General features: G+C 34.1%; 15 protein-coding genes. 6 read left to right on the top strand and 9 right to left on the bottom strand.

Annotated features, from left to right (window positions below; all coding sequences use genetic code 11):
• Position 1 precedes the first annotated feature (1 nt).
• Together leuD and leuB are read left to right on the top strand one after the other, a co-directional pair.
• Positions 2-586, top strand: a complete 585-nt coding sequence (gene leuD, locus FBFL15_RS13130) for a 3-isopropylmalate dehydratase small subunit (protein ID WP_014085044.1) — start codon at positions 2-4, stop codon at positions 584-586.
• A 25-nt stretch (positions 587-611) separates the two neighbouring features.
• Entirely contained in the window at positions 612-1,733 is a 1,122-nt protein-coding gene (leuB, locus tag FBFL15_RS13135) for a 3-isopropylmalate dehydrogenase (protein WP_014085045.1), read from the top strand.
• 312 nt (positions 1,734-2,045) lie between these two features.
• Here leuB and FBFL15_RS13140 read toward each other — a convergent pair whose 3' ends face one another.
• The 5 genes from FBFL15_RS13140 to FBFL15_RS13160 form a co-directional block, all read right to left on the bottom strand.
• A complete protein-coding gene (locus FBFL15_RS13140) occupies positions 2,046-2,528 on the bottom strand; it encodes a DUF1761 domain-containing protein (RefSeq protein ID WP_014085046.1) in 483 nt (160 codons plus the stop codon).
• Positions 2,529-2,822: 294 nt separating this feature from the next.
• A complete protein-coding gene (locus FBFL15_RS13145; RefSeq protein WP_014085047.1) occupies positions 2,823-4,127 on the bottom strand; it encodes an NAD(P)/FAD-dependent oxidoreductase in 1,305 nt (434 codons plus the stop codon).
• Positions 4,128-4,251: 124 nt separating this feature from the next.
• Complete coding sequence (locus FBFL15_RS13150) at positions 4,252-5,691, bottom strand: SusD/RagB family nutrient-binding outer membrane lipoprotein (protein ID WP_014085048.1); 1,440 nt, start codon at positions 5,689-5,691, stop codon at positions 4,252-4,254.
• Between the two features lie 11 nt (positions 5,692-5,702).
• Entirely contained in the window at positions 5,703-8,966 is a 3,264-nt protein-coding gene (locus tag FBFL15_RS13155; RefSeq protein ID WP_014085049.1) for a SusC/RagA family TonB-linked outer membrane protein, read from the bottom strand.
• A 170-nt stretch (positions 8,967-9,136) separates the two neighbouring features.
• A complete protein-coding gene (locus tag FBFL15_RS13160) occupies positions 9,137-10,786 on the bottom strand; it encodes a BamA/TamA family outer membrane protein (protein WP_014085050.1) in 1,650 nt (549 codons plus the stop codon).
• Positions 10,787-10,965: 179 nt separating this feature from the next.
• Here FBFL15_RS13160 and rpsL point away from each other — a divergent pair, with 179 nt between their 5' ends.
• The 4 genes from rpsL (at position 10,966) to rpsJ (ending at position 14,431) form a co-directional block, all read left to right on the top strand.
• The gene (gene rpsL / locus FBFL15_RS13165) at positions 10,966-11,373 is read left to right on the top strand and encodes a 30S ribosomal protein S12 (protein ID WP_014085051.1); all 408 of its coding nucleotides are present in this window, start codon (positions 10,966-10,968) and stop codon (positions 11,371-11,373) included.
• 96 nt (positions 11,374-11,469) lie between these two features.
• A complete protein-coding gene (gene rpsG / locus FBFL15_RS13170; RefSeq protein ID WP_014085052.1) occupies positions 11,470-11,946 on the top strand; it encodes a 30S ribosomal protein S7 in 477 nt (158 codons plus the stop codon).
• Between the two features lie 11 nt (positions 11,947-11,957).
• Positions 11,958-14,114, top strand: coding sequence for an elongation factor G (gene fusA / locus FBFL15_RS13175; protein WP_014085053.1), 2,157 nt, complete (start codon positions 11,958-11,960; stop codon positions 14,112-14,114).
• 11 nt (positions 14,115-14,125) lie between these two features.
• Complete coding sequence (gene rpsJ, locus FBFL15_RS13180) at positions 14,126-14,431, top strand: 30S ribosomal protein S10 (RefSeq protein ID WP_007803605.1); 306 nt, start codon at positions 14,126-14,128, stop codon at positions 14,429-14,431.
• Positions 14,432-14,813: 382 nt separating this feature from the next.
• Here rpsJ and FBFL15_RS13185 read toward each other — a convergent pair whose 3' ends face one another.
• From FBFL15_RS13185 to FBFL15_RS13205, 4 genes are all read right to left on the bottom strand, one after another.
• Positions 14,814-15,143 (bottom strand): nucleotide pyrophosphohydrolase, encoded by a 330-nt coding sequence (locus FBFL15_RS13185; RefSeq protein WP_014085054.1) that lies wholly within the window; start codon positions 15,141-15,143, stop codon positions 14,814-14,816.
• Positions 15,144-15,236: 93 nt separating this feature from the next.
• Positions 15,237-17,219, bottom strand: coding sequence for a DUF3857 domain-containing protein (locus FBFL15_RS13190; RefSeq protein ID WP_014085055.1), 1,983 nt, complete (start codon positions 17,217-17,219; stop codon positions 15,237-15,239).
• Between the two features lie 4 nt (positions 17,220-17,223).
• On the bottom strand, positions 17,224-19,224 hold the full coding sequence (locus FBFL15_RS13195) for a DUF3857 domain-containing protein (RefSeq protein WP_014085056.1): 2,001 nt from the start codon (positions 19,222-19,224) through the stop codon (positions 17,224-17,226).
• A gap of 389 nt (positions 19,225-19,613) precedes the next feature.
• Positions 19,614-21,500, bottom strand: a complete 1,887-nt coding sequence (locus FBFL15_RS13205; RefSeq protein ID WP_231847468.1) for a DUF3857 domain-containing protein — start codon at positions 21,498-21,500, stop codon at positions 19,614-19,616.
• Between the last annotated feature and the right edge of the window lie 3 nt (positions 21,501-21,503).

Genomic DNA, 21,503 nt, shown 5'->3' on the forward strand with positions numbered 1-21,503 from the left:
GATGGAAAAATTTATAAAATTAAAATCAAAGGCTGTACCTTTACCTATCGAAAACATTGATACAGACCAAATTATACCAGCTCGTTTTCTAAAGGTAACAGACAAAGTAGGTTTTGGTAATCATTTATTCAAAGATTGGCGGTTTGACGATCATAACCTACCCATAACTTCATTCGTATTGAACAACAACGACTATTCGGGTGCCATTTTGGTTGCAGGAGACAATTTTGGGTGTGGCAGTAGCCGAGAACATGCCGCTTGGGCCCTAGCCGATTATGGGTTCAAAGTAGTGGTATCTAGCTATTTTGCCGATATTTTTAAAGGTAATGCCCTCAACAACGGCATTTTACCCATACTCGTTTCGCCAGATTTCCTTAAACAAATTTTCGATCATATTCAAGCAGATAGTCAAACCAATTTGATTGTTGATTTAGAAAACCAAGAAATTGCTATCGAAAACACCCCATTAAAAGAACCTTTTGAAATAGATCCTTATAAAAAAATATGTATGATCAATGGATTTGATGACATCGATTTTTTAATAAGCAAAAAAGCCGAAATAGAGGCTTTTGAAAAAAACAGATAACCTTTTTATATAAAAAATAGCCATCATGGAATTGAAAATCGCATTACTACCCGGAGACGGCATTGGCCCAGAAGTTACCAAACAGGCCGTCAAAATTTTAAAAGCTGTCGAAAAAGTTTTTGGACACCAATTTGTTTTTGAAGAAGCACACGTAGGTGCTATCGCCATAGACGAAACAGGCAACCCTTTGCCAGAAACTACGTTAACGCTTTGCAAAAATTCAGACGCCGTACTTTTTGGAGCTATTGGCGACCCAAAATACGACAACAATCCAGATGCAAAAGTACGTCCAGAACAAGGATTACTCAAACTCCGAAAAGAATTAGGACTTTATGCCAATATCCGACCTATAAAAGCTTATGAAACCTTGCTCGAAAAATCGCCATTGAAAAAAAACATCATCGAAGGAACCGATATGTTGATTTATAGAGAACTTACAGGAGGCATCTATTTTGGAGCAAAAAAATTAAGCGAAGACGGAAAAACAGCGTCTGATTTATGCGAATACTCTCAATACGAAATCGAAAGAATTGCCCATTTAGCGTTCAAAGCAGCCCAAACCCGTCGCAAAAAATTAACTTTAGTGGACAAAGCCAACGTATTGGAATCCTCTCGTTTGTGGCGAAGAGTCGTAACCAATATTGCCACTACATATCCAGACGTAACCTTGGATTTCCTTTTTGTAGATAATGCAGCCATGCAAATGATTTTGAACCCAAGTCAATTCGACGTTATTCTGACAGAAAATATGTTTGGCGATATTATTTCCGATGAAGGAAGCGTCATTGGTGGTTCTATTGGCCTTTTAGCTTCTGCCTCTGTTGGCGACAAAAGTGCTTTATTTGAACCCATTCACGGATCGTATCCTCAAGCCAAAGGCAAAAACATAGCCAATCCTATTGCGGCCATACTAAGTGCAGGCATGCTTTTAGATCATTTTGGACTATATAAAGAAGGTGAAAGTGTAAGAAAAGCCGTAGAAAACACACTTGAATTGAATATCGTAACTCCCGATTTGAATGTTGTTCGCAATTTTGAAACGGACTATGTTGGCGATGCCATTGCCAACACCATTCTCAACAACGACCACACCAACGGCTACATCAACCACGAAAATATCAGTATCGGAAAATCCGTTTTTATATAAATTTTTGAGTTTTTATATGTGAAAAAGTTGCTTTCAAAAAACAGAGAGCAGCTTTTTTTTTTGCAACAAACCATTAGCTATCAATACCCTATTTTGGGCGTGTCCCTCCGTAAAAACTCCGGGTCGGGCTATACGTTACAATCTTTTTTGCCCCAAAAAGAGGGGGCAAAAAAGGATTTCCACTGCTATCCCTCACGCAAACAACACCCCAACAAAAAAGAACATTCTAGCACATATAAAAAAACCAATAAAAAAAGAAGTTCATTCAAACCTCCTTTCTTAATGGTTTACAATATAGTAAAACGTGGTTTATTAAGCCATAGCACAAATAATGCCTCCCATAATCATACAAGTTACCACCCAATAACCTCCAGAAACTAAAACATATTTCCAACTCCGACGCTCAAAATTGGCACCCACGCCAATTACAGGCAGTGCAAAAAACAATCCTGTCATAAAACCATGAAGAGCACCGTGTTTAAAAGTTCTAAAAGCCGTTTTATAATCGTTCATAAACGCAAAATAAGACGGAAGAGCATCTTTTTCATTGCCTCCAATCATACCAAATGCCCCAAACTGATGCACTACAAGAAACTGTAATACAAATGCTATAAAAACAGCATAAACAAAAGCCATACCTAGTGTTACAACCAAATTGACTGTTTTAATTTTCTCTTCAGTAACACCCGCTTCACGCATCCAAATTGTTCCAAAAACATTAGGATTATACCAAACAAAGCCCACCACCAACGACGAAAACGCTGCAATAAAAATGGCTACAAAATTCATTTCCATAATTTTTTATTTTTTAATTATACCAAATATATTTATAAAATAGTCCAAAGATGCGTAGTTATTTTTTAGAAAAAATTTTCAAAAAAAATCGTTGCATAGCTGGGCTACGGAACTATTTTTTTTTGAATAATTTTAGCAAAAAAGAACAAGTAGATTGGACTATTTTATATGTATATTTGGTATTAGTTATTATCAATCAAAAATAATATTTTATTTTAAATATACAATAGTTTAAAATTCTTTTTATTCGATAAAACCCAAAGAATGAGACTATTATTAGATTTGCAAATCAATTTAAATTTCGTCGGAAGTAAAGGTTGTAAAACTTTTTTTCTTAAACGGGCGAATAATGAGCCTGCCTTCTCTATCAAATTTAATATAATTATAGACCCAATTCAAGAAAACAACGGCTCTGTTTTTAAAACCAATTAACGAAAATAAATGAACAAACATCCAAACAAACCAAGCAAAAACACCATGAAAATGATAATGTGGCAAATCAACCACCGCTTTATTCCTGCCAATCGTTGCCATCGAACCTTTGTCATGATAATCAAATGGGGTCATGGCTTGTTGGGTCATGAGCTTGACGAGGTTGTCTCCCAACAACTGACCTTGTTGCATAGCCGGCTGGGCCATCATGGGATGCCCTTGAGGAAATAAGCTAGATTCCATCGAAGCAATATCGCCAATAGCAAATATGTTTTGGTAGCCCATCACCTGATTAAAGGAGTTGACTCTTATCCTTTCGACCTTTTCAAGATACGCTTCGCTTGATAATCCCAATATTTTAGCTCCTTGTACACCCGCAGTCCAAATGACCGTTGCCGTTTCAAACGTAACGTCCGAATTGGTCAATACCGTTCTGCCATCATAATGGGTTACCCTTAGATTTTTCCATACCTGAACACCCAACTGTTTCAAAAAACCTTCCGCAGCTTCAGATGCCTTGTTGGTCATAGTATTGAGAATCCATGGACCACTTTGAATGAGGTTGATTTGCATTTTCTGAATGTTTAAATCAGGATAATCTTTTTGTAAAATGGCTTTTTTCATTTCGGCCAAAGCCCCTGCTAGTTCCACACCCGTTGGCCCTGCTCCTACCAATACAAAATTCATCAGAGCTTCTCGCTCTAGCGGATCGTTTGTAAGCACTGCTTGTTCAAAATTTTCCAAAATCAAACTTCTAATATTGAGCGACTGTGGAATTGTTTTCATCGACATCGCATTACGTTCCATGTCTTTGTTGCCAAAAAAATTGGTTTTAGAACCCGTAGCAATAACCAAATAATCGAAAGACAGGGAGCCTATTTCGGTAATAATTGTTTGATTTGTTGTATCAATTTCTAATACGGAAGTCAAACGAAAATAACAATCGGAAAAGTTTTGAATGATTTTTCTAATCGGATAAGCAATAGAACCCGCTTCGAGGCCGCCAGTAGCCACTTGATACATCAAAGGTTGAAAGTTGTGGTAATTATGTTTGTCAATAAGCACCACTTGAAAGGGTTTGTTGCGTAATTTTTTTACTAGAGCTATGCCAGCAAAACCAGCACCAATGATGACCACACGAGGTTTTGAGGAATTTGGTATATTCATATTTTGAAAATTGAAATACAAATTTACAAAACAAGACCCAATAAAGGGTTGAGAGATATAAAAAAAACCACCACTTTTGACAGTGATGGTTTTTTAAGTATGAAAAAATTAAATTGTAATCGAATTAATTAACGTCCCAAAAGATTTTAGTTGTTAATTTATCCCCACCAATTGCTGCAGATGCAGCAGTATAATTAGAAGGGTTTGTAGTCGTTTCTTTAATTGGGTAAGTTAATCTTACAGGAACTTTTCCACCAGCAACAGCAACTGCTGTCGAAGGAGCTACTAGTGTTGGAAAGTCTAAACGTTTATAGAAGTTCCAAGAAACATAAGGATTATTATACATAGCAATCCAAGCTTCTTCACCAATATTTTTCTTCCAAGTAGCCGCATTATAAGGATTTGCAGTTACATATGCAGAAGCTTGAGTGGCATTTAATCCCCATTCTAACATAGATGCTGTAACAGCTGTTTCATAAGCAACCGCTGCATTAGCAGGGGTCCATCTTGCAGCTGCTTCTGCTAAATAAAAGGCAACCTCAGTATAAGTCATTACATTTCCTTTTGTAGTTGGCGTATAAGCAAATTCACCAACATGAGATCTTGAAGAAAAACTAGCTGGTGAACCTATCACAGCACCAACAAAAGTGCCATTTCCTAATGGATCAAAGAATTTAGAAATTCTAGGATCGTTATTAGCATTCATTTTATCTACAATAGTTTTTCCTGCAACAAAATCATTTCTTCCACTAGCATACAAATTTTCGTATAAAGGATTGTAATTTGGAGATGCTTCTAAATATTGAAATTGACAATTGTCTGCCTCAGAAGAAAAGACACCATCTGCAATAGCTTGAGATACAGTTGCTTGTGCAAGTGTAGGGTTTGCGTCTGCAATTGTAATTCCTAATTTCAATAATAATGAATTTCCAAAAATTTTCCATTTAGAAACATTACCATTGTAAAAATAATCTCCAACAGAAAAACTATTACCATTTACATCTAAATTGGCAATATCATTTTTCAATCGAGTAATAAGTAATGGATAAATAGCTGAATCATTGTCGTAAACAGGCAATAAATTGCTATTTAAATTTAATGATTGTGAATAAGGAATATCTCCAAAAGTATCAATTAGATTTTGATAAACAAAAACCATTTGCATGTCAATTATTGCTAATTGATTTTTCTTAGTAATTGGCCATGTTGGAGCTTCACTAGCAGTAGGTTGATAAGTAGATATGATATTTTTAGCTTGACTTAAATTATTTAATATATCTACATAGTTTGAAGACCAAACATTATTTGATATATTTCTAGTTACAAAATCATAATTACTTTCATCTACATAAGTAGTTTCTTGCCAATATTGCATTACCAATCTGAAATTATTTGAATTTACACTAGGTGTATTCAAATGATCACTTAATTTTTTTTGAGCATAAGAAACCAAAGTAGCAGGTACTGTAGTATAAGCACTATTTGGATCAGTATTTGTTTCTGTTAAATCATTACAACTAATAATGAATGCAGAAAACACTAATAAGCTTAATATTTTTTTCATTTTATTTTATTTTACAAATTAATTTTTACATTAAAAGATACATTTCTTGTTGATGGCATAACTCCTGATTGGTATCCTTGAACGTTTCCAGAACTCAAACCAGCTTCAGGATCTGCGTAAGGTAAGTTTTTATGTATAATCCATAAGTTATTTCCAATTATACTCATTGACAATCCTTTAATTGATTTAGCTAAAGATTTTGATGGGAAAGCATAAGTAAACGATACCTCTCTTAATTTAACAAAACTTGCATCATATACGAAATTAGATGCTGGTGCATATCTATAACCATATAAACCGTAGTTTGTTCCAGAAACTCTAGTACTATTTACTGTACCATTAGCATATACACCTGGTAAAATTACTCCACCACCTGTTGCTAAACTATTTCTAATTGGATTTCCTAAATCATTGTTTACAGCTGTTTCAGGATATAATCCTGTAGCTAAACCGTAGTATTGATCTAATGAGAATACACTTCCTCCTTCTCTCCAATCAACTTGAACACCTAAAGACATGTTTTTGTATGTGAATTTATTTATTAAACCTCCAAACCATTTAGCTTGCATATTTCCAATTACATTATTAGTACTTGATGTAATTAAATATCTACCGTTTGCCCCAACAGTTCTTTGTCCATTAGTATAAATAAAATCTGTACCTTTAATCGTGCCATATAGCTCATTTACAGACGCATTTATACTAACCCCTCCTTGAAAAGAACCTAAAGTAATATTTTCAACACCAGGTGCAAGTTCTGTTACTTTAGTTACTGGATTTGACCAGTTTACATTTATATCCCATTTAAAATTTTCAGTATTTATAGGGTTTAAGTTCAAACTTACTTCTAAACCAGTTGTACTTAGATTACCCACATTTTTCACTTGATTTAATGATCCAGTAGCAAATGATACAGGTAAATTTAAAATTTGGTCAAATGCATCATTTTTAAACCATGCAAAGTCAAGACCAAATCTATTTTTCATAAATTGTAAGTTAATACCAAATTCCGTTTGTTTTGATCTTTGTGGCTTTAAATTTGCATTTTTAGCTGTTGTATTATAATAATACAATGGTGAGTTTACAGCGGTTTCTGTAAAATATTGATTCTGTAATTGATTAGCTCCAGTATCAGATCCTACTTCTGCATAAGAGGCTCTAACTTTAGCGAAATTTAAAGGTTTGAATTCTTTAAGAAAACTCCAGTTAGAAATTATTGCACTTACCGATCCTGAATAATAAATATAATCATTATTACCTTTAGGTAGAGCTGAAGATTCGTCTCTTCTAATTGTACCATCTAAATAATATGTATTGTAAAAACCAATATTTGTTTGAGCGAAAATACCTCTTATAGTTTTTGTTGTTTCAGTTATTGATGGTAATGCTGGAGATGAAGCTGAATTTGAAATTGTGTATAAATTTGGAATAAATAAACCTCCAGAAGTTGATTGAGAGTTTGTATATCTATATAATGTATTTATATTACCACCAACCACAGCACTTAAATTTACATTTGTGCTTAAGTCTGTTTTATAAGATGCTAAAATATCATAATTTGTTTCTTGAGCTTTAATATTCATTACAGCATAACCTGAAGGTTGAGCAATGGAAGTCAAACCAAATCCCATTAATTCTGGATTAGAACTTACTGCTTTTCTGTCTTCCATTCTTTGGCTATAACCATCAGTTCCTACTCTTAATGTAATATTAAAGTGTTTATTGAACTCATAGTTCAAACTTCCATTACCAGCAAATCTGTTTCTATCGTCTGTTGCGTAATTTTCATATCTTTGAAAATATGGATTATCCCAATAAGCTGGTCGTAAATCTGTTGGACTTTGTATATTCCAAGTGTAATTTTTTCCTGTTGCATTGTATAAATCTCTTTGTTCTTGAATATCAACATTTGTTGCCCACCATTGTCTGAAATTTGACATGATATTTCCATTATATCCAGTTGAATTTCTACCCAATGTATTTTGTACTACATAAGTGCCATAAAAATTAGCAGTTAATTTATCTGATAATTTATAAGAAGCATTACCCGTAAAACTATTTTTCTTTAAACTACTGTTTGGCAATACATCTGTAGTATTTGAATTCATATAAGAAAGACGGAAAGATGAAACATCATTTGCTTTAGAAAAGGATAAATTATTTGTTAATGCATAACCTGTTTGAAAAAATGTAACCGGTCCGTTTTTAGCATTTATCCAAGGTGTAGCTTTACCATAATTTGCTGATTCTGGTATAAACGATGTATATTGCCAAACATTTAAATTTGGATTAAATGGTGCACCATAAGATCCATCCTCTGTTGTTGGTGCCATTAATTGATCATTTACTGAATCATCTACTGCACCAGTCGTAGGATTATAGTTGCTGAATTGTGCATTTGCAGCTGCTCCATAATAATAACCATAACCTTGACCATACTTATCTTGATATTCTGCAAAAGTAGTTTTGTCAATTGTAGCCGTAGCAATAGAAGAGCTAAACTCAATTCCTAAATCATTAGTTTTTTTACCTCTTTTTGTAGTTATAATAATCGCACCATTTTGTGCTCTTGAACCGTACAAAGCTGTTGCAGCAGCTCCTTTAAGCACATTTACTTCAGCAATATCATTTGGATTAATATCCGAAATTGTATTACCAAAATCATATCCAGGACGTCCACTTAATCTTTGATCAGCAGTGTTATTATTGTTATTAATCATTGGTACGCCATCTACAACAAAAAGGGCTTGATTATCACCAGTTATAGATCTATAACCCCTTAAAACAACATCCACAGATCCTCCAAAATTTGACCCTGCTTTAATTTGTAATCCAGAAACTTTTCCTGCTAAATTACTTGTAAAGTTAGCAGCATTTGGTCTGTTTAAATCTTCCGAAGAAACTGTTTGCGTAGCATATCCTAAAGATTTTTTCTCTCTTTTGATACCCATTGCTGTAACAACAACTTGGTTCAATTCATTGGCATCGCTTGCTAATTTTACATTTATGGTAGTAGAGGTAGCTTTTACTTCTTGTGCTTTCATCCCTACATAGCTAAATACTAAAACGTCTGAAGCATTTGCTTTGATTTTGTATTTTCCATCAAAATCTGTCTGAACGCCATTGGTTGTTCCTTTAACTTTTACGTTGGCCGTAGGGATTGGTAATCCACTAGCGTCCGACACAACTCCACTTACTGTTCTGTCTTGTGCAAACGTAAGTTGTGTTATTAACACTAAAAATAGTGCCAAAATTCCTTTTAACTTTAGTTTCATTTTAATTAATTTTGAATTAGTTGCGTCAAAAGTCTTAATTATTTGTTAAGTATCCAAATTTTAAATCATAAATTTTAAGTTTTTTTTATGATTTTTCTAATTTCAACTGATTTTTGGGTGTTTTTATAGATTTTATATAACTCAAAATCTATTTTATTAACAATAATTTACTAAAACGTTGTCGTTAAACTTAAATGTATCAATGCACTCGAATTCTTGATGTTTTGCTGTCCGACGGTGCCATTGGCATAGTTCATTTTGAGCCAACCATTTTTGGTTTTGAGTCCAAATCCTAGTCCTAGTCCAAATAATTTACCTGTTGTTTGGGTGGTTTTGTCCTCAAAAAAACCATAATCGGTTATGGTGTGTACATATAAAGTGGGGCTTATGACGTATTGGTATTCTGTGATTATTGACATTACTAAATGGGCTTGCAAACTGTTTTCGAGAAAGCCTCTTATGGATTTGATTCCTCCAAATCGATACAATTCGTTTGTAAAATAGGTATTACTTTGTAGGTAAAAATTTTGGGTTTTCAGGCTCAATCCGTGTTTGTCTTTCCAAAGTAATTGCCAATGGGCATTGAGAGCTATAAATTGTTGTTGGTTTGTTTGGTTTTTAGTTTGTCTATTTCCATTACCTATTGCTATATGTAGATAGGTATTGTCTAAAAAGGACTCTATTTTGTTTCTTTGAAAATCAAATTGTGCTACATAAAACTGGTTTTGATAAGATATCCCATTGGCATTTGCAGTTTTTAGGGTTTGGGTTGATGTTGCATTTTGAATACCTACAAATATTTTGGTTTTTAAATTCAATGCGAAGCCTAAATCCAAGGCCAATTTTGTGGTTTGAAAAGTGCTGTCTTGTTTCAAAATATGGATTTGGGTCTTTGAAGTAAGCGGAGTTTTAAAAATATAGGGTATTTCCAGGTCAAACAAAAATGTTTTTTGTTGTTTGCCATCAGATTTCCAATTGATTTTCAATTTTTCGCCTTGGTTTAAAAAATTTTGAAGACCAAGGTCTAAATTACCATTAAATTGTAGTTTTTGATTGTCGTTGTTAGAAAATCCAATAAGACCATCAAAGGTATTATTGTTGCTTTTGTTAAGATAAACAAACACTTTTGAGGTTTTTTCTGTAAACAGCAACTCTGGAAATTTTATTGATTTTACAAATCCTAGTTGTGCAAAATCTTGGTGCAACGATTCTAAAAGCTGTTGGTTGAGGGTTTTGTTTTGGTATTTTTTGATTAGATATTTTTTAATTCCAGCCGGAAACGCATCATATCCTTTGATTATGATATCATTTACAAAGCGTTTGGATTGCGGTTCGATGATCAAATCGGCTATAAGAGTTTGGTTTTTAGTTATTTTGTTTTGCAGATTCACTTTAGAAAGCGGGAATCCATTTGTGGCTAACTTATCTGTGGTTTGTTTTAAAAAAGTAGCAATTTGTTCATAATTTACAACTAAAGTATCTGATGGGCTATTCGGAAAAAACGATTTATTTGTACCTATATATATATGTATGAATTTGATGGGAGTTCCAAGATCAAATTGATACTCAAAAATTGAATCTTGTATGACTTTTTTGTGCCATAAAACCGCATTGATATACCCTTTATCGACGAGTTTGTTTTGAAAATTTGACATTTCTTGGTTTATCCGAGCGGCATTAGATAGTTTTTTTGCATAGCCAATAGCTTGAATTTGAGCATTTTGAGACTCATTTCGACCCAAAATAGACAGATAGGCATGCTGTGCCGAGAGTATTGGGCAAAAATAAAGGAAGACAATAAGGACAAAAAACTGTTTCAAAATGAATGAAATTTAGGTAAAATTAAAATAAAAAAACGAAAAAAACATCAAAAAAGTATAGTAAATGAAATAGTGTTGAAAATTAATGGATTATGATTTGCTAGGAAAAAAAAAAGTTATACATTTGCAAGCCCGTAAAAAGCGGGAAAATTATATTTAAATAATATTTAGTATTAATTATGCCAACAATTCAACAATTAGTAAGAACAGGAAGAACTCAGATAACTAAGAAGAGTAAATCGGTTGCTTTAGATTCTTGTCCTCAAAGAAGAGGGGTTTGTACGCGTGTTTACACTACTACGCCAAAAAAACCAAACTCAGCCATGCGAAAAGTAGCACGTGTGCGTTTGACCAATGGTAACGAAGTAAATGCCTACATCCCAGGAGAAGGACACAATCTACAAGAGCACTCGATAGTATTAGTTAGGGGTGGAAGAGTAAAAGATTTACCAGGTGTAAGATACCACATTGTTCGTGGTGCTTTAGATACATCAGGAGTAGCTGGAAGAACACAAAGACGATCTAAGTATGGAGCAAAACGTCCAAAACCAGGACAAGCCCCAGCAGCAGCAGGAAAGAAAAAGTAAATCAAAAAAATCAGTTCTAAACCTGTAAATCATGTTTAAGTAAAATATATTTGAATGTTTATTTTACAGTAATAAAAGAACGTAAAACGAAAAGAAATGAGAAAAAGAGCGGCAAAGAAAAGACCACTTTTACCAGATCCAAGGTTTAATGACCAGTTGGTAACACGTTTTGTAAACAATCTAATGTGGGATGGTAAAAAATCAACAGCTTTTAAAGTGTTTTATGATGCAATGGACATCGTAGAAAGCAAAAAACAAGATGCAGAAAAATCATCAGTAGAAATTTGGAAAGATGCTTTAACCAACGTAATGCCACACGTAGAAGTACGTAGCCGAAGAGTGGGTGGAGCAACATTTCAAATTCCAATGCAAATTCGTCCAGATAGAAAAATATCTATGGCGATGAAATGGATGATTCTTTATGCAAGAAGAAGAAATGAAAAATCGATGGCACAAAAATTAGCTTCAGAAGTATTAGCAGCAGCTAAAGAAGAAGGTGCAGCGGTTAAGAAAAGAATGGATACTCACAAAATGGCAGAGGCAAACAAAGCCTTCTCTCACTTTAGATTTTAATACATAACGAAATGGCAAGAGATCTAAAATATACAAGAAACATAGGTATTGCGGCTCATATTGATGCTGGAAAAACAACAACAACAGAGCGTATTTTATTCTATACAGGAAAATCACACAAAATTGGTGAAGTACACGATGGTGCTGCAACAATGGACTGGATGGCACAAGAGCAAGAAAGAGGGATTACTATCACTTCTGCTGCTACAACTTGTGAATGGAATTTTCCAACAGAACAAGGAAAAGTTTTACCAGAAACAAAACCTTACCACTTTAACATCATTGATACTCCTGGACACGTGGATTTTACCGTAGAGGTAAACCGTTCTTTGCGTGTATTGGACGGATTGGTTTTCTTATTTAGTGCGGTTGATGGTGTAGAACCACAATCAGAAACAAACTGGAGACTTGCCGATCAGTACCGAGTGCCACGTATGGGATTCGTTAACAAAATGGACCGTCAAGGAGCTAACTTTTTGAACGTTTGTCAGCAAGTTAGAGATATGTTAAAATCTAACGCTGTGGCCATTACATTGCCAATTGGCGACGAAGCTGATTTTAAAGGAGTAGTAGATTTAGTTAAAAATCAAGCCATTGTATGGCACGATGCTACACAAGGAGCTACTTTTGATATAGTAGATATTCCAGCGGATATGGTAGATGAAGTAAAAGAATACCGTTCTATACTTATCGAAGCCGTAGCTGACTATGATGAAAATCTATTGGACAAATACATGGAAGATGAAAACTCTATTACAGAGGAAGAAATCAATACCGCTTTAAGAGCAGCTACTATTGATATGGCGATTATTCCAATGATTGCTGGTTCTTCTTTCAAAAACAAAGGAGTGCAATTCATGCTAGATGCAGTATGTAAATACTTACCTTCACCAACAGATAAAGAAGGTATCGAAGGGATTCACCCAGATGATGCTGAATTATTAGAAGAAGATCAAACCAAAATTTTACGTCGTCCAGATGTAAAAGAGCCTTTTGCAGCTTTGGCATTTAAAATTGCTACAGACCCATTCGTAGGTCGTTTGGCTTTTTTCCGTGCTTATTCTGGTCGTTTGGATGCTGGTTCTTATGTATTGAACACCCGTTCTGGAAGCAAAGAAAGAATTTCTCGTATCTATCAAATGCATGCTAACAAACAAAATCCAATCGAATATATTGAGGCTGGAGATATTGGAGCAGCAGTTGGTTTTAAAGATATCAAAACTGGAGATACTTTGTGTGATGAAAAACACCCGATTATCCTTGAATCAATGAAATTTCCTGCGCCTGTAATTGGTATTGCAATTGAGCCAAAAACCAAAGCAGACGTGGACAAAATGGGTATGGCTTTGGCAAAATTAGCTGAAGAAGATCCTACTTTTACTGTTAGAACAGATGAAGCATCTGGACAAACGATTATTTCTGGTATGGGCGAGTTACACTTGGACATCCTTGTAGATCGTATGAAACGTGAGTTTAAAGTAGAAGTAAACCAAGGAGAACCTCAAGTAGAATACAAAGAGGCTTTTACAAAATCTGCTCAACACAGAGAAGTTTACAAAAAACAATCTGGAGGTCGTGGAAAATTTGGAGACATTGTTTTCCGTTTGGAACCAGCAGACGAAGTAGATGGAAAAGTACCTGTAGGATTACAATTTGTAAACGAAGTAAAAGGAGGAAACGTACCAAAAGAGTATATTCCATCTGTTGAAAAAGGTTTCCGTGAAGCTATGAAAACAGGGCCTTTAGCAGGCTACCAAGTAGATAGTTTGAAAGTAACTTTGTTAGACGGATCGTTCCACCCTGTGGATTCTGATGCTCTTTCGTTTGAGTTAGCTGCTAGAATGGGTTACAGAGAGGTAGCAAAAGCTGCTGGTGCTGTTATTTTAGAGCCAATCATGAAAATGGAAGTCATAACTCCAGAAGAAAACATGGGTGATATTGTAGGGGACATCAACCGTCGTAGAGGACAAGTGAATGACATGGGAGACAGAAATGGTGCAAAAACCATTAAAGCCGATGTACCATTGTCTGAAATGTTTGGTTATGTAACTACATTAAGAACTTTATCTTCAGGCCGTGCAACTTCTACAATGGAATTTTCACACTATGCCGAAACACCTTCTAATATATCAGAAGCAGTTATCAAAAAAGCAAAAGGAAACGCTTAATCTTTAAGAAAATGAGTCAAAAAATCAGAATAAAATTAAAATCTTACGATCACATGTTGGTAGATAAATCTGCTGAAAAAATCGTAAAAACGGTAAAAACAACTGGAGCAGTTGTTACAGGACCAATTCCATTGCCAACTCACAAAAAATTGTTTACTGTATTGCGTTCGCCACACGTAAACAAAAAAGCTAGAGAGCAATTTGAAGTGATGTCTTACAAAAGATTGATCGATATTTATTCTTCTTCTTCCAAAACTATTGATGCTTTAATGAAATTAGAGTTACCTAGTGGGGTAGAAGTTGAAATAAAAGTATAATTACTTCTTATTTATTATATAAAAGCCAAGTCAAATTTATAATTTGACTTGGCTTTTTTGATTGTTTATGCAACAATATTGGGTACATAAAGTTGTTTCTGTCTTATACCAAATATAAAATAGTCCAATCTACTTGTTCTTTTTTGCTAAAATGAGTCAAAAAAAATAGTTCCGTAGCCCAGCTATGCAACGATTTTTTTTGAAAATTTTCTCTAAAAAATAACTACGCATCTTTGGACTATTTTATAAATATATTTGGTATAATTTTACCATTTTATTCAATTAGTCAGCATTTTATCTTGCACAAAAATTATTTTTTTCAATGTAATGTATTAAATAATTAATAGCAAATCAGCAAACCCTATTTAAAGGTATAATATTTTTAACCCTTCAATTTTTCGTTTTGTTGATGGCGGTCGTGGTCTCTATGTGTTTTGAGGTCAAGTTTTTTGTCAAAAGCCGCTTGTAAATCAATGCCTGTTTGATTGGCCAAACACAACACTACAAACACAACATCGGCTAGCTCTTCTCCTAAATCTTTATTTTTATCCGATTCTTTTTCAGATTGTTCTCCATATCTGCGGGCAATAATTCGGGCAACTTCGCCAACTTCTTCTGTAAGTTGTGCCATATTGGTTAGCTCATTAAAATAGCGAACGCCATGGTTTTTTATCCAAGTATCTACTTCTTGTTGGGCATTTTTAAGATTCATTTTTGTTTGGTAATTTTAGTGTTTATATAAAATCGTAATATCATACCAAATATACGTCTTTTTGGCAAATACTCAAAGACAGTTATTTTTAATCTATATTTTTTTCAATACTATTTTTTGGTTTTCACATTCGTTTACTTGTTGAAAAAAAGTTTTTAAATCATTATAATAAATTTCTGATATCACACTTTGATTCATTTGTAAATTTGACGAAACTTGAATAATATTATCCGCTTTTTGTATTTGAAATTGGTAATGGGCTAGATTGCCTTCAATGGCTAAATTTTTAGTTATAGGCATACTTTCTACTTGGTATCCATCAGGAATTTCGATAGAAATAGCGGCTTTTTTTTCAAGTGGATATTCAAAACAAATAGGGTTTTTTCTGGTTTCCGCTTTTAGCGGATTGCCTTGCAATGCCACAAAAATAAGTGGGTTTCTATAAATTTTGTTACCAATCATTTCGATGAGATTTTGCGTTTCAAATTGAAATTTTTCTATGACGGGCTTGGATAAATCATCCTTTAAATTTTCTTCTTTGTAGTTATTTATTTGAATATCATGAAGCTCTTTTTCAAGTTCTTCCAAATACAATTGGGGTTGCACCTCTTTTTTCGACGTTCGGAATTGCAGTGCTTGATAATCTGTTCGGATTATTTTTGTTTGACCGAGCACTTTTCCTGAATTTTCAATCTTGGCAATAACAAATGTTTGAAGTTTTGATAATTTTTCAGGTATCAACTGAATTTCTTCAGATATTCCATCGTTTTTTACCAATCTTCCCGTCCAATTTAGCGTTTCTATTGGCAATATATTGGGACAATTATTTGGGTTTGTTGCATCCAAAAGTATTCGATTGCCATCTATTTCGGCCGCTATAATTACATAATTAAATACCGTTCTACTTGGAAATACGGGCACACCATGAGATTTGGTACTAAGCAACACCGGATAACTTTGAATTCCTGCATGATTGAGCATGGCATTTAAAATAAAATGTATTTCGGCTACATTGCCTGTTTGTTCATCAAAAGCTTTTTTTACTCCTTTTTCAGAAAAAATGCCATAATGATGATTCCAATTCATTCTTTTTTGAATAAATTTATAAATGGTATGCATTTTTTGAATTTGAGAAGTATCTAATTTGATTATTTCAGTTAAATTTTTTTCTATATATTTTCGCTCTTTGATTTCTTTTCCAAAATCTTTGTCTTCATAAATGGTTTTGGCAACACCTTCCCATGTTTTAGAATAATCTTTTATCTCTTGGCCCGGTAGTCTCACCCTTTCTATTTCGTGCTTGATACCCGATTTATAATTGTCTAAATTATCTACAAATGGTTCATCTACTATTGCGGGCACTTGCCAAGCTTCGTAATTACTTACAATATGTTTGAATGAAATATGGGTAGTATTGCCATATTGGTTTTGGCCACTTTGATTTGCTGTTTCTAAATTTGATGTTACTTTAACCTCTATTTTGCCTTTCAAAATGGGTTTGTAAATGTAATATTCTGGAATTTCCGTATGATATGCTGCATAATAAACGGGTATTTCATGTTGTATTTCAAACTCTGGAAAGGTTAGTAAATTTTGAGATTTCAATACATATTTAAACTCCACTATCGAACCTTCTTTAACATTGGGCATTGTAATGATCGCTTCGCCCCAATTTGTATTCTTACTTTGTTTGAATTTTCCTTCGTTTGATAGTTTTGTTCGTACGATTTTTCCATTTTCTAAATTATAAGTATAGGCATCAAAAAAATGTACACTTTCTGCCTCGCTCAAATTCGATCCAATATAGTAATCTTTTTTAAAATTTGCCCAGTTAAATCCTTCTTTTTTATAAATTTTGATTCGATAATGGTATTGATGTTCTACAACAAACCGACTATCATTTTCTTTAAATTTAAAATTTGTTAATGCTTTGCAAAATAAAATAGAAGCTACAGCATTGGTATCAATAGTGCATTTTTTTTCTGAAAGCATAACCTCATTAACTGCTTCAAGATCAGGAGTTTGAGCTTGAAGATGCAAGGTAAAGGCTATCAGTAAGTATATTATTTTTTTCACAACCCTATATTTTTTTCAATACTATTTTTTGGTTTTCTTTATCAATCATTTGTTGAAAAAATGCTTTCAAAACATCATAATATTCTGCAGGTACTATGGCTTCATTGATGGTTTCTGTAATAGCAATTTGTATTTTATTATCATTTTGAACAATAATGTACTTCAGGGATCCCAAGTTGTCCACCGCAGCAATATTCATATTTTCAGGCATTGATTCTACGACATAGCCCTCTGGCAATTCGATATTAATATTGTATCTGGTTTCTATTGGATACGAAAAATCTATTGGATACTCTCTTACATCTAATTTGAAAGGGTTTGATTTGGTTACTAAAAATAGCATTGGGGTAAAATAAATTTTTCCGTTGATGAGTTCACTATCATTCCCGTCTTTAAACGAAAAAGTCTCGCTAACGGCCTTGGACAAATCTGTCATATTGTCTTTTGTATAGTCGTTTATTTCAATATTGTTGGATTTTTTTTCTAACTCTTCCAAATAGCCATCGTCTTTTGAATTGTTATTGGATTTTCTAAAACTCAAAGCCAATTGATTTGTGTATTGTTTGCGAATTTTACCATTAAAGGTGCCCGATGGATCTAAATTGGCAGTCATATTTACCGTTTCTCTGGAAACTTGTTTGGGCATCAAATCGATTTGTTCCGACGTGCCATCTTTTCTAATTAATCGTCCAAACCAGTTTAGGTCTCTGTTGGGCAATACATTTGGAGTCGAATATTTATCTGTTGCATCTAATAAAACCACTCCTTCTGCCGTTTCTACAGCCGCAATCACGTAGTTGAAAGCCGCATGCGATGGAAAAAGAGCAATACCATTGTCTCTGGTGCTCAATATTACTGGATTTGCAGCAAGACCAGCATATCGCAACATTGCGGTGAGCATCAAGTTGATTGCTGCAACATTTCCTACACCATCAGCATAAGCTTTTCGAACGCCCTCGTCCGTTCCATAGCCATAGTAGTCATTCCATTTTATTTTAGATTTGACAAACTGATGGATAGCCAACATTTTTTCCTCATTTGTGCCCAATCCTTTGATTAACAAGTCAATATCTTTTTCAAAATAGCCTGTTTTATTCAATTCCAGACCAAAATTGTCAAAATCATAAATAGTTTTTACAACTGAATTCCAATCCGTCGAATAACTTTTCAAAGGCTTGCCAGGAAATTTGGTCATACTCAATTCATGAACAATACTAGCCCGATAATTGTTGATATTGTTTACATAACTTTCGTCTTTCATCGACGGAATAGCTGTCAAAGTATAAGTGTTTTGTTCTTCTAAATAGTCAAATGAATTCTGACTGTAAGCACTTTGAAAACCACCATTGGTACGCTGCATGGCACTCATATTGATAGTCCGATTGACTTTATTTGTAGTAACTTTTGGAAAAATATAACCTCGTTCAGATGGTTTGTAAACATAATATTCGGGTATTTTTGTTTTAAATTCTGAAAAATTTACAGGGATATCGTATTGAAAATACCAATCAGGCAATTCGCCAAATCGGTCTGAACGAATGGTATATTCATATTCTATTACCGACCCTTCTTTTACATTGGGCATCGTAATTTTTTTTCGTTTAGAATATTTATTAATCGTTTCATCAAAAATACCATCGCTTTTTAGTTTCGTTTTTTCTATTTTTCCATCAACCCAATTATATGTTACTGCTTCGTCAATCGAAACAGACTCTTTAGAACTTCCCGAATAATAATAAGGTACACTTTTATTAGCCCAGTCATATCCGTCTTTGTTATATATTTTAATTCGGTTTTTTACGGTTGTTACCATTACAAAACCATCATTTTGATTATATTCCATCCGCACATCTCCTGTTTTATACAATATAGCTGCAGGGGCATCTGTTTCGATGGGATGTTGTTTTTCTTGCAATTCGGCCGCACTCACTTTGCCTATTTTAAACTCTTGTGCATTTGTGGTTATCCCTATCAATAACCCTAAAATTAATACTATTTTTTTCATTGGTTGTGTGTTATTATTGGTTGTAATTAATGTTTTTTTGTTAATTTGTTATTGTTTTATGATTCGAAAAACAGCATCCGTTTTTGTAACATAAGAAGGTTGAACGCTATTATTTGCAGTATTTTGCGTTACGGATAGTGGTAGAAATCCTTTAGCCCCCCCAGCCTCCAAAGGGGGTGTTGTATTGCACGAATATAGCTTCTGATTTTGGTAATCAAAAAAAAACATCTCGCAATATTATTTTCTTTTGGAATTCAATGAACGTTGTTTGCAATAGATAACTCGACCCTTGTGAGAAAGTCCAATAAGTTTTAATTGTGTTGCAGTTTTATTCCTAATTTAGCCCATAAAAACGAATTTGTATTTCAGATGTATCAAAAATTTAGTAATCATATTTTTTTCAAGATAACCTTTGCATTATCATTTTTAGCTACTTGCTCTCTAAACAATCGGTAGGCATCATATTCTGCCTTAGGATAAGTGCCGCTTTTTATCATCAACTTACGTGAATACCGAATATGTTCTGCATCTTTTTTTACAAAAGTAGCCTGATATACACCATACTTATTTTCAATTTGCATAGTACTTGGCAAAAATTCTACAACATAGCCCTTCGGAATCGTTACTTCTATGTCGTCTTGGTCTGTAAATCCTCGCTGTATTTCAAATGGCGTTTTTCTATTACGAATCCGTTTCAATTCGGCGTTAGATTGATTGAATCCATTAATAGCAAATATCATATTTTGTTGGTTGATTTTTCCATAATTTTCTGCCGAAATCTGCACTTGTTCCTCAAAATCGACTTGATTTTTATCATCTACAAAATGATAAGACACTATTTTTAAATTTTCGATGTTTTGCCAATAATGCTTATAATGTTTTTCTACTTCCAATGCCTGTTCGGTAGCCAATCGGTAATGGTATCCATATTGTGTCCCTTTTGAATGTAAGGTAACATTTCCATTAATAACTCCCGTATCGTCTAATGTATATTGACCTGTAGTTTGGAGCAAATTTTCTTGTGGCAAATAAGTTTTGGTTTTTACTATTTCGCCGCCCTCGGGCTTGATGACTAAAACCATACGGTCGTCTGTAAAATTAGCCTGATAACCAAATGGGCTGTCTTGACTTGTACACTCCAACCAAATAGGATTGGCACCATCTGGCACACACAATATCATGTGATTGCCTTGCATCGAAACAAAATCTGGGTCTATATCTTTTGGCGTTCGATTGCCATACAATATCGTGTGATAACTAGGCACATCTACCGCCTGCAACAAGGCTTTCATATAATTTGACAAAGCCTTACAATCACCATACCCCAACCGATCTACATCTGTTGCATACATGGGCTTCCAGCCACCAATTCCTATTTGGATACTCACATACCGTACTTTACTTTGCAAGTATTCATATAAAATTTTTGCTTTTGCCATCGGACGGGTTTCATTACCAACTAACGATTTTGCTTTCAACACAGTAGCTTCTGGCAATGCCACCGTGCCCGTTAATATTTCGTCTTGATACCATTTCCCAAATTCTGTCCAATTGGTAGCCTTACCATCTACACCTTCTAAATGAAATTGTGTTAATCCAAACATCACTTTTGGATATATTCTGGCAACTGGACTCAAATCTTCAAATCGAGAAGCCAACGTTACAGGCAACTCAAACTCCCGTTGTCCTTCCATTTCTCGAGTTGTTACCTTGTAATCCGCTAAATTGAATGATTTATATTTAAAACCCAACGCCTCCGGATACTGAATTTTACAAATCGATTTTTCAATACTCACACCATCTTCTTTTATAGGATGCCAAGTGGGGATAAAGGCCGTATTCGATGTAGTTGTTTCACATTCATAAACCATCGTAAATGGATACACTGTTGGAGTATATTCCAAAAACAACACCCTATTGTCAGAAAAAATGGTGCCTCCATCAACCGCTGTAACATCTTTAAAATCCTTCCTCTTTATACGCTTAATCTCCAACCCAACATCATTATAAATCGTGGCATTAATAGTATTTATCCTCGTCGTTTTGTCATAATGTGCATACGCATTCATGGCATCAAGCCCTTTACTATTCAATACTGTTACCACGCGATGTTCCCGAATTTCCATCTCTCGCTGCGATTTTATCGCTACATCCATCAATTCATATCTTACAATTGCATCTGCATTTTGTTTCAAACTATCCGCTATTTGTTGAACAGCATACACTTTATCTTGCGAAAAAGTTACATTTGTAACAAAAAAAATTAAAATAATCACACG

It is taken from the genome of Flavobacterium branchiophilum FL-15 (assembly GCF_000253275.1).
Classification (GTDB): Bacteria; Bacteroidota; Bacteroidia; order Flavobacteriales; family Flavobacteriaceae; genus Flavobacterium; species Flavobacterium branchiophilum.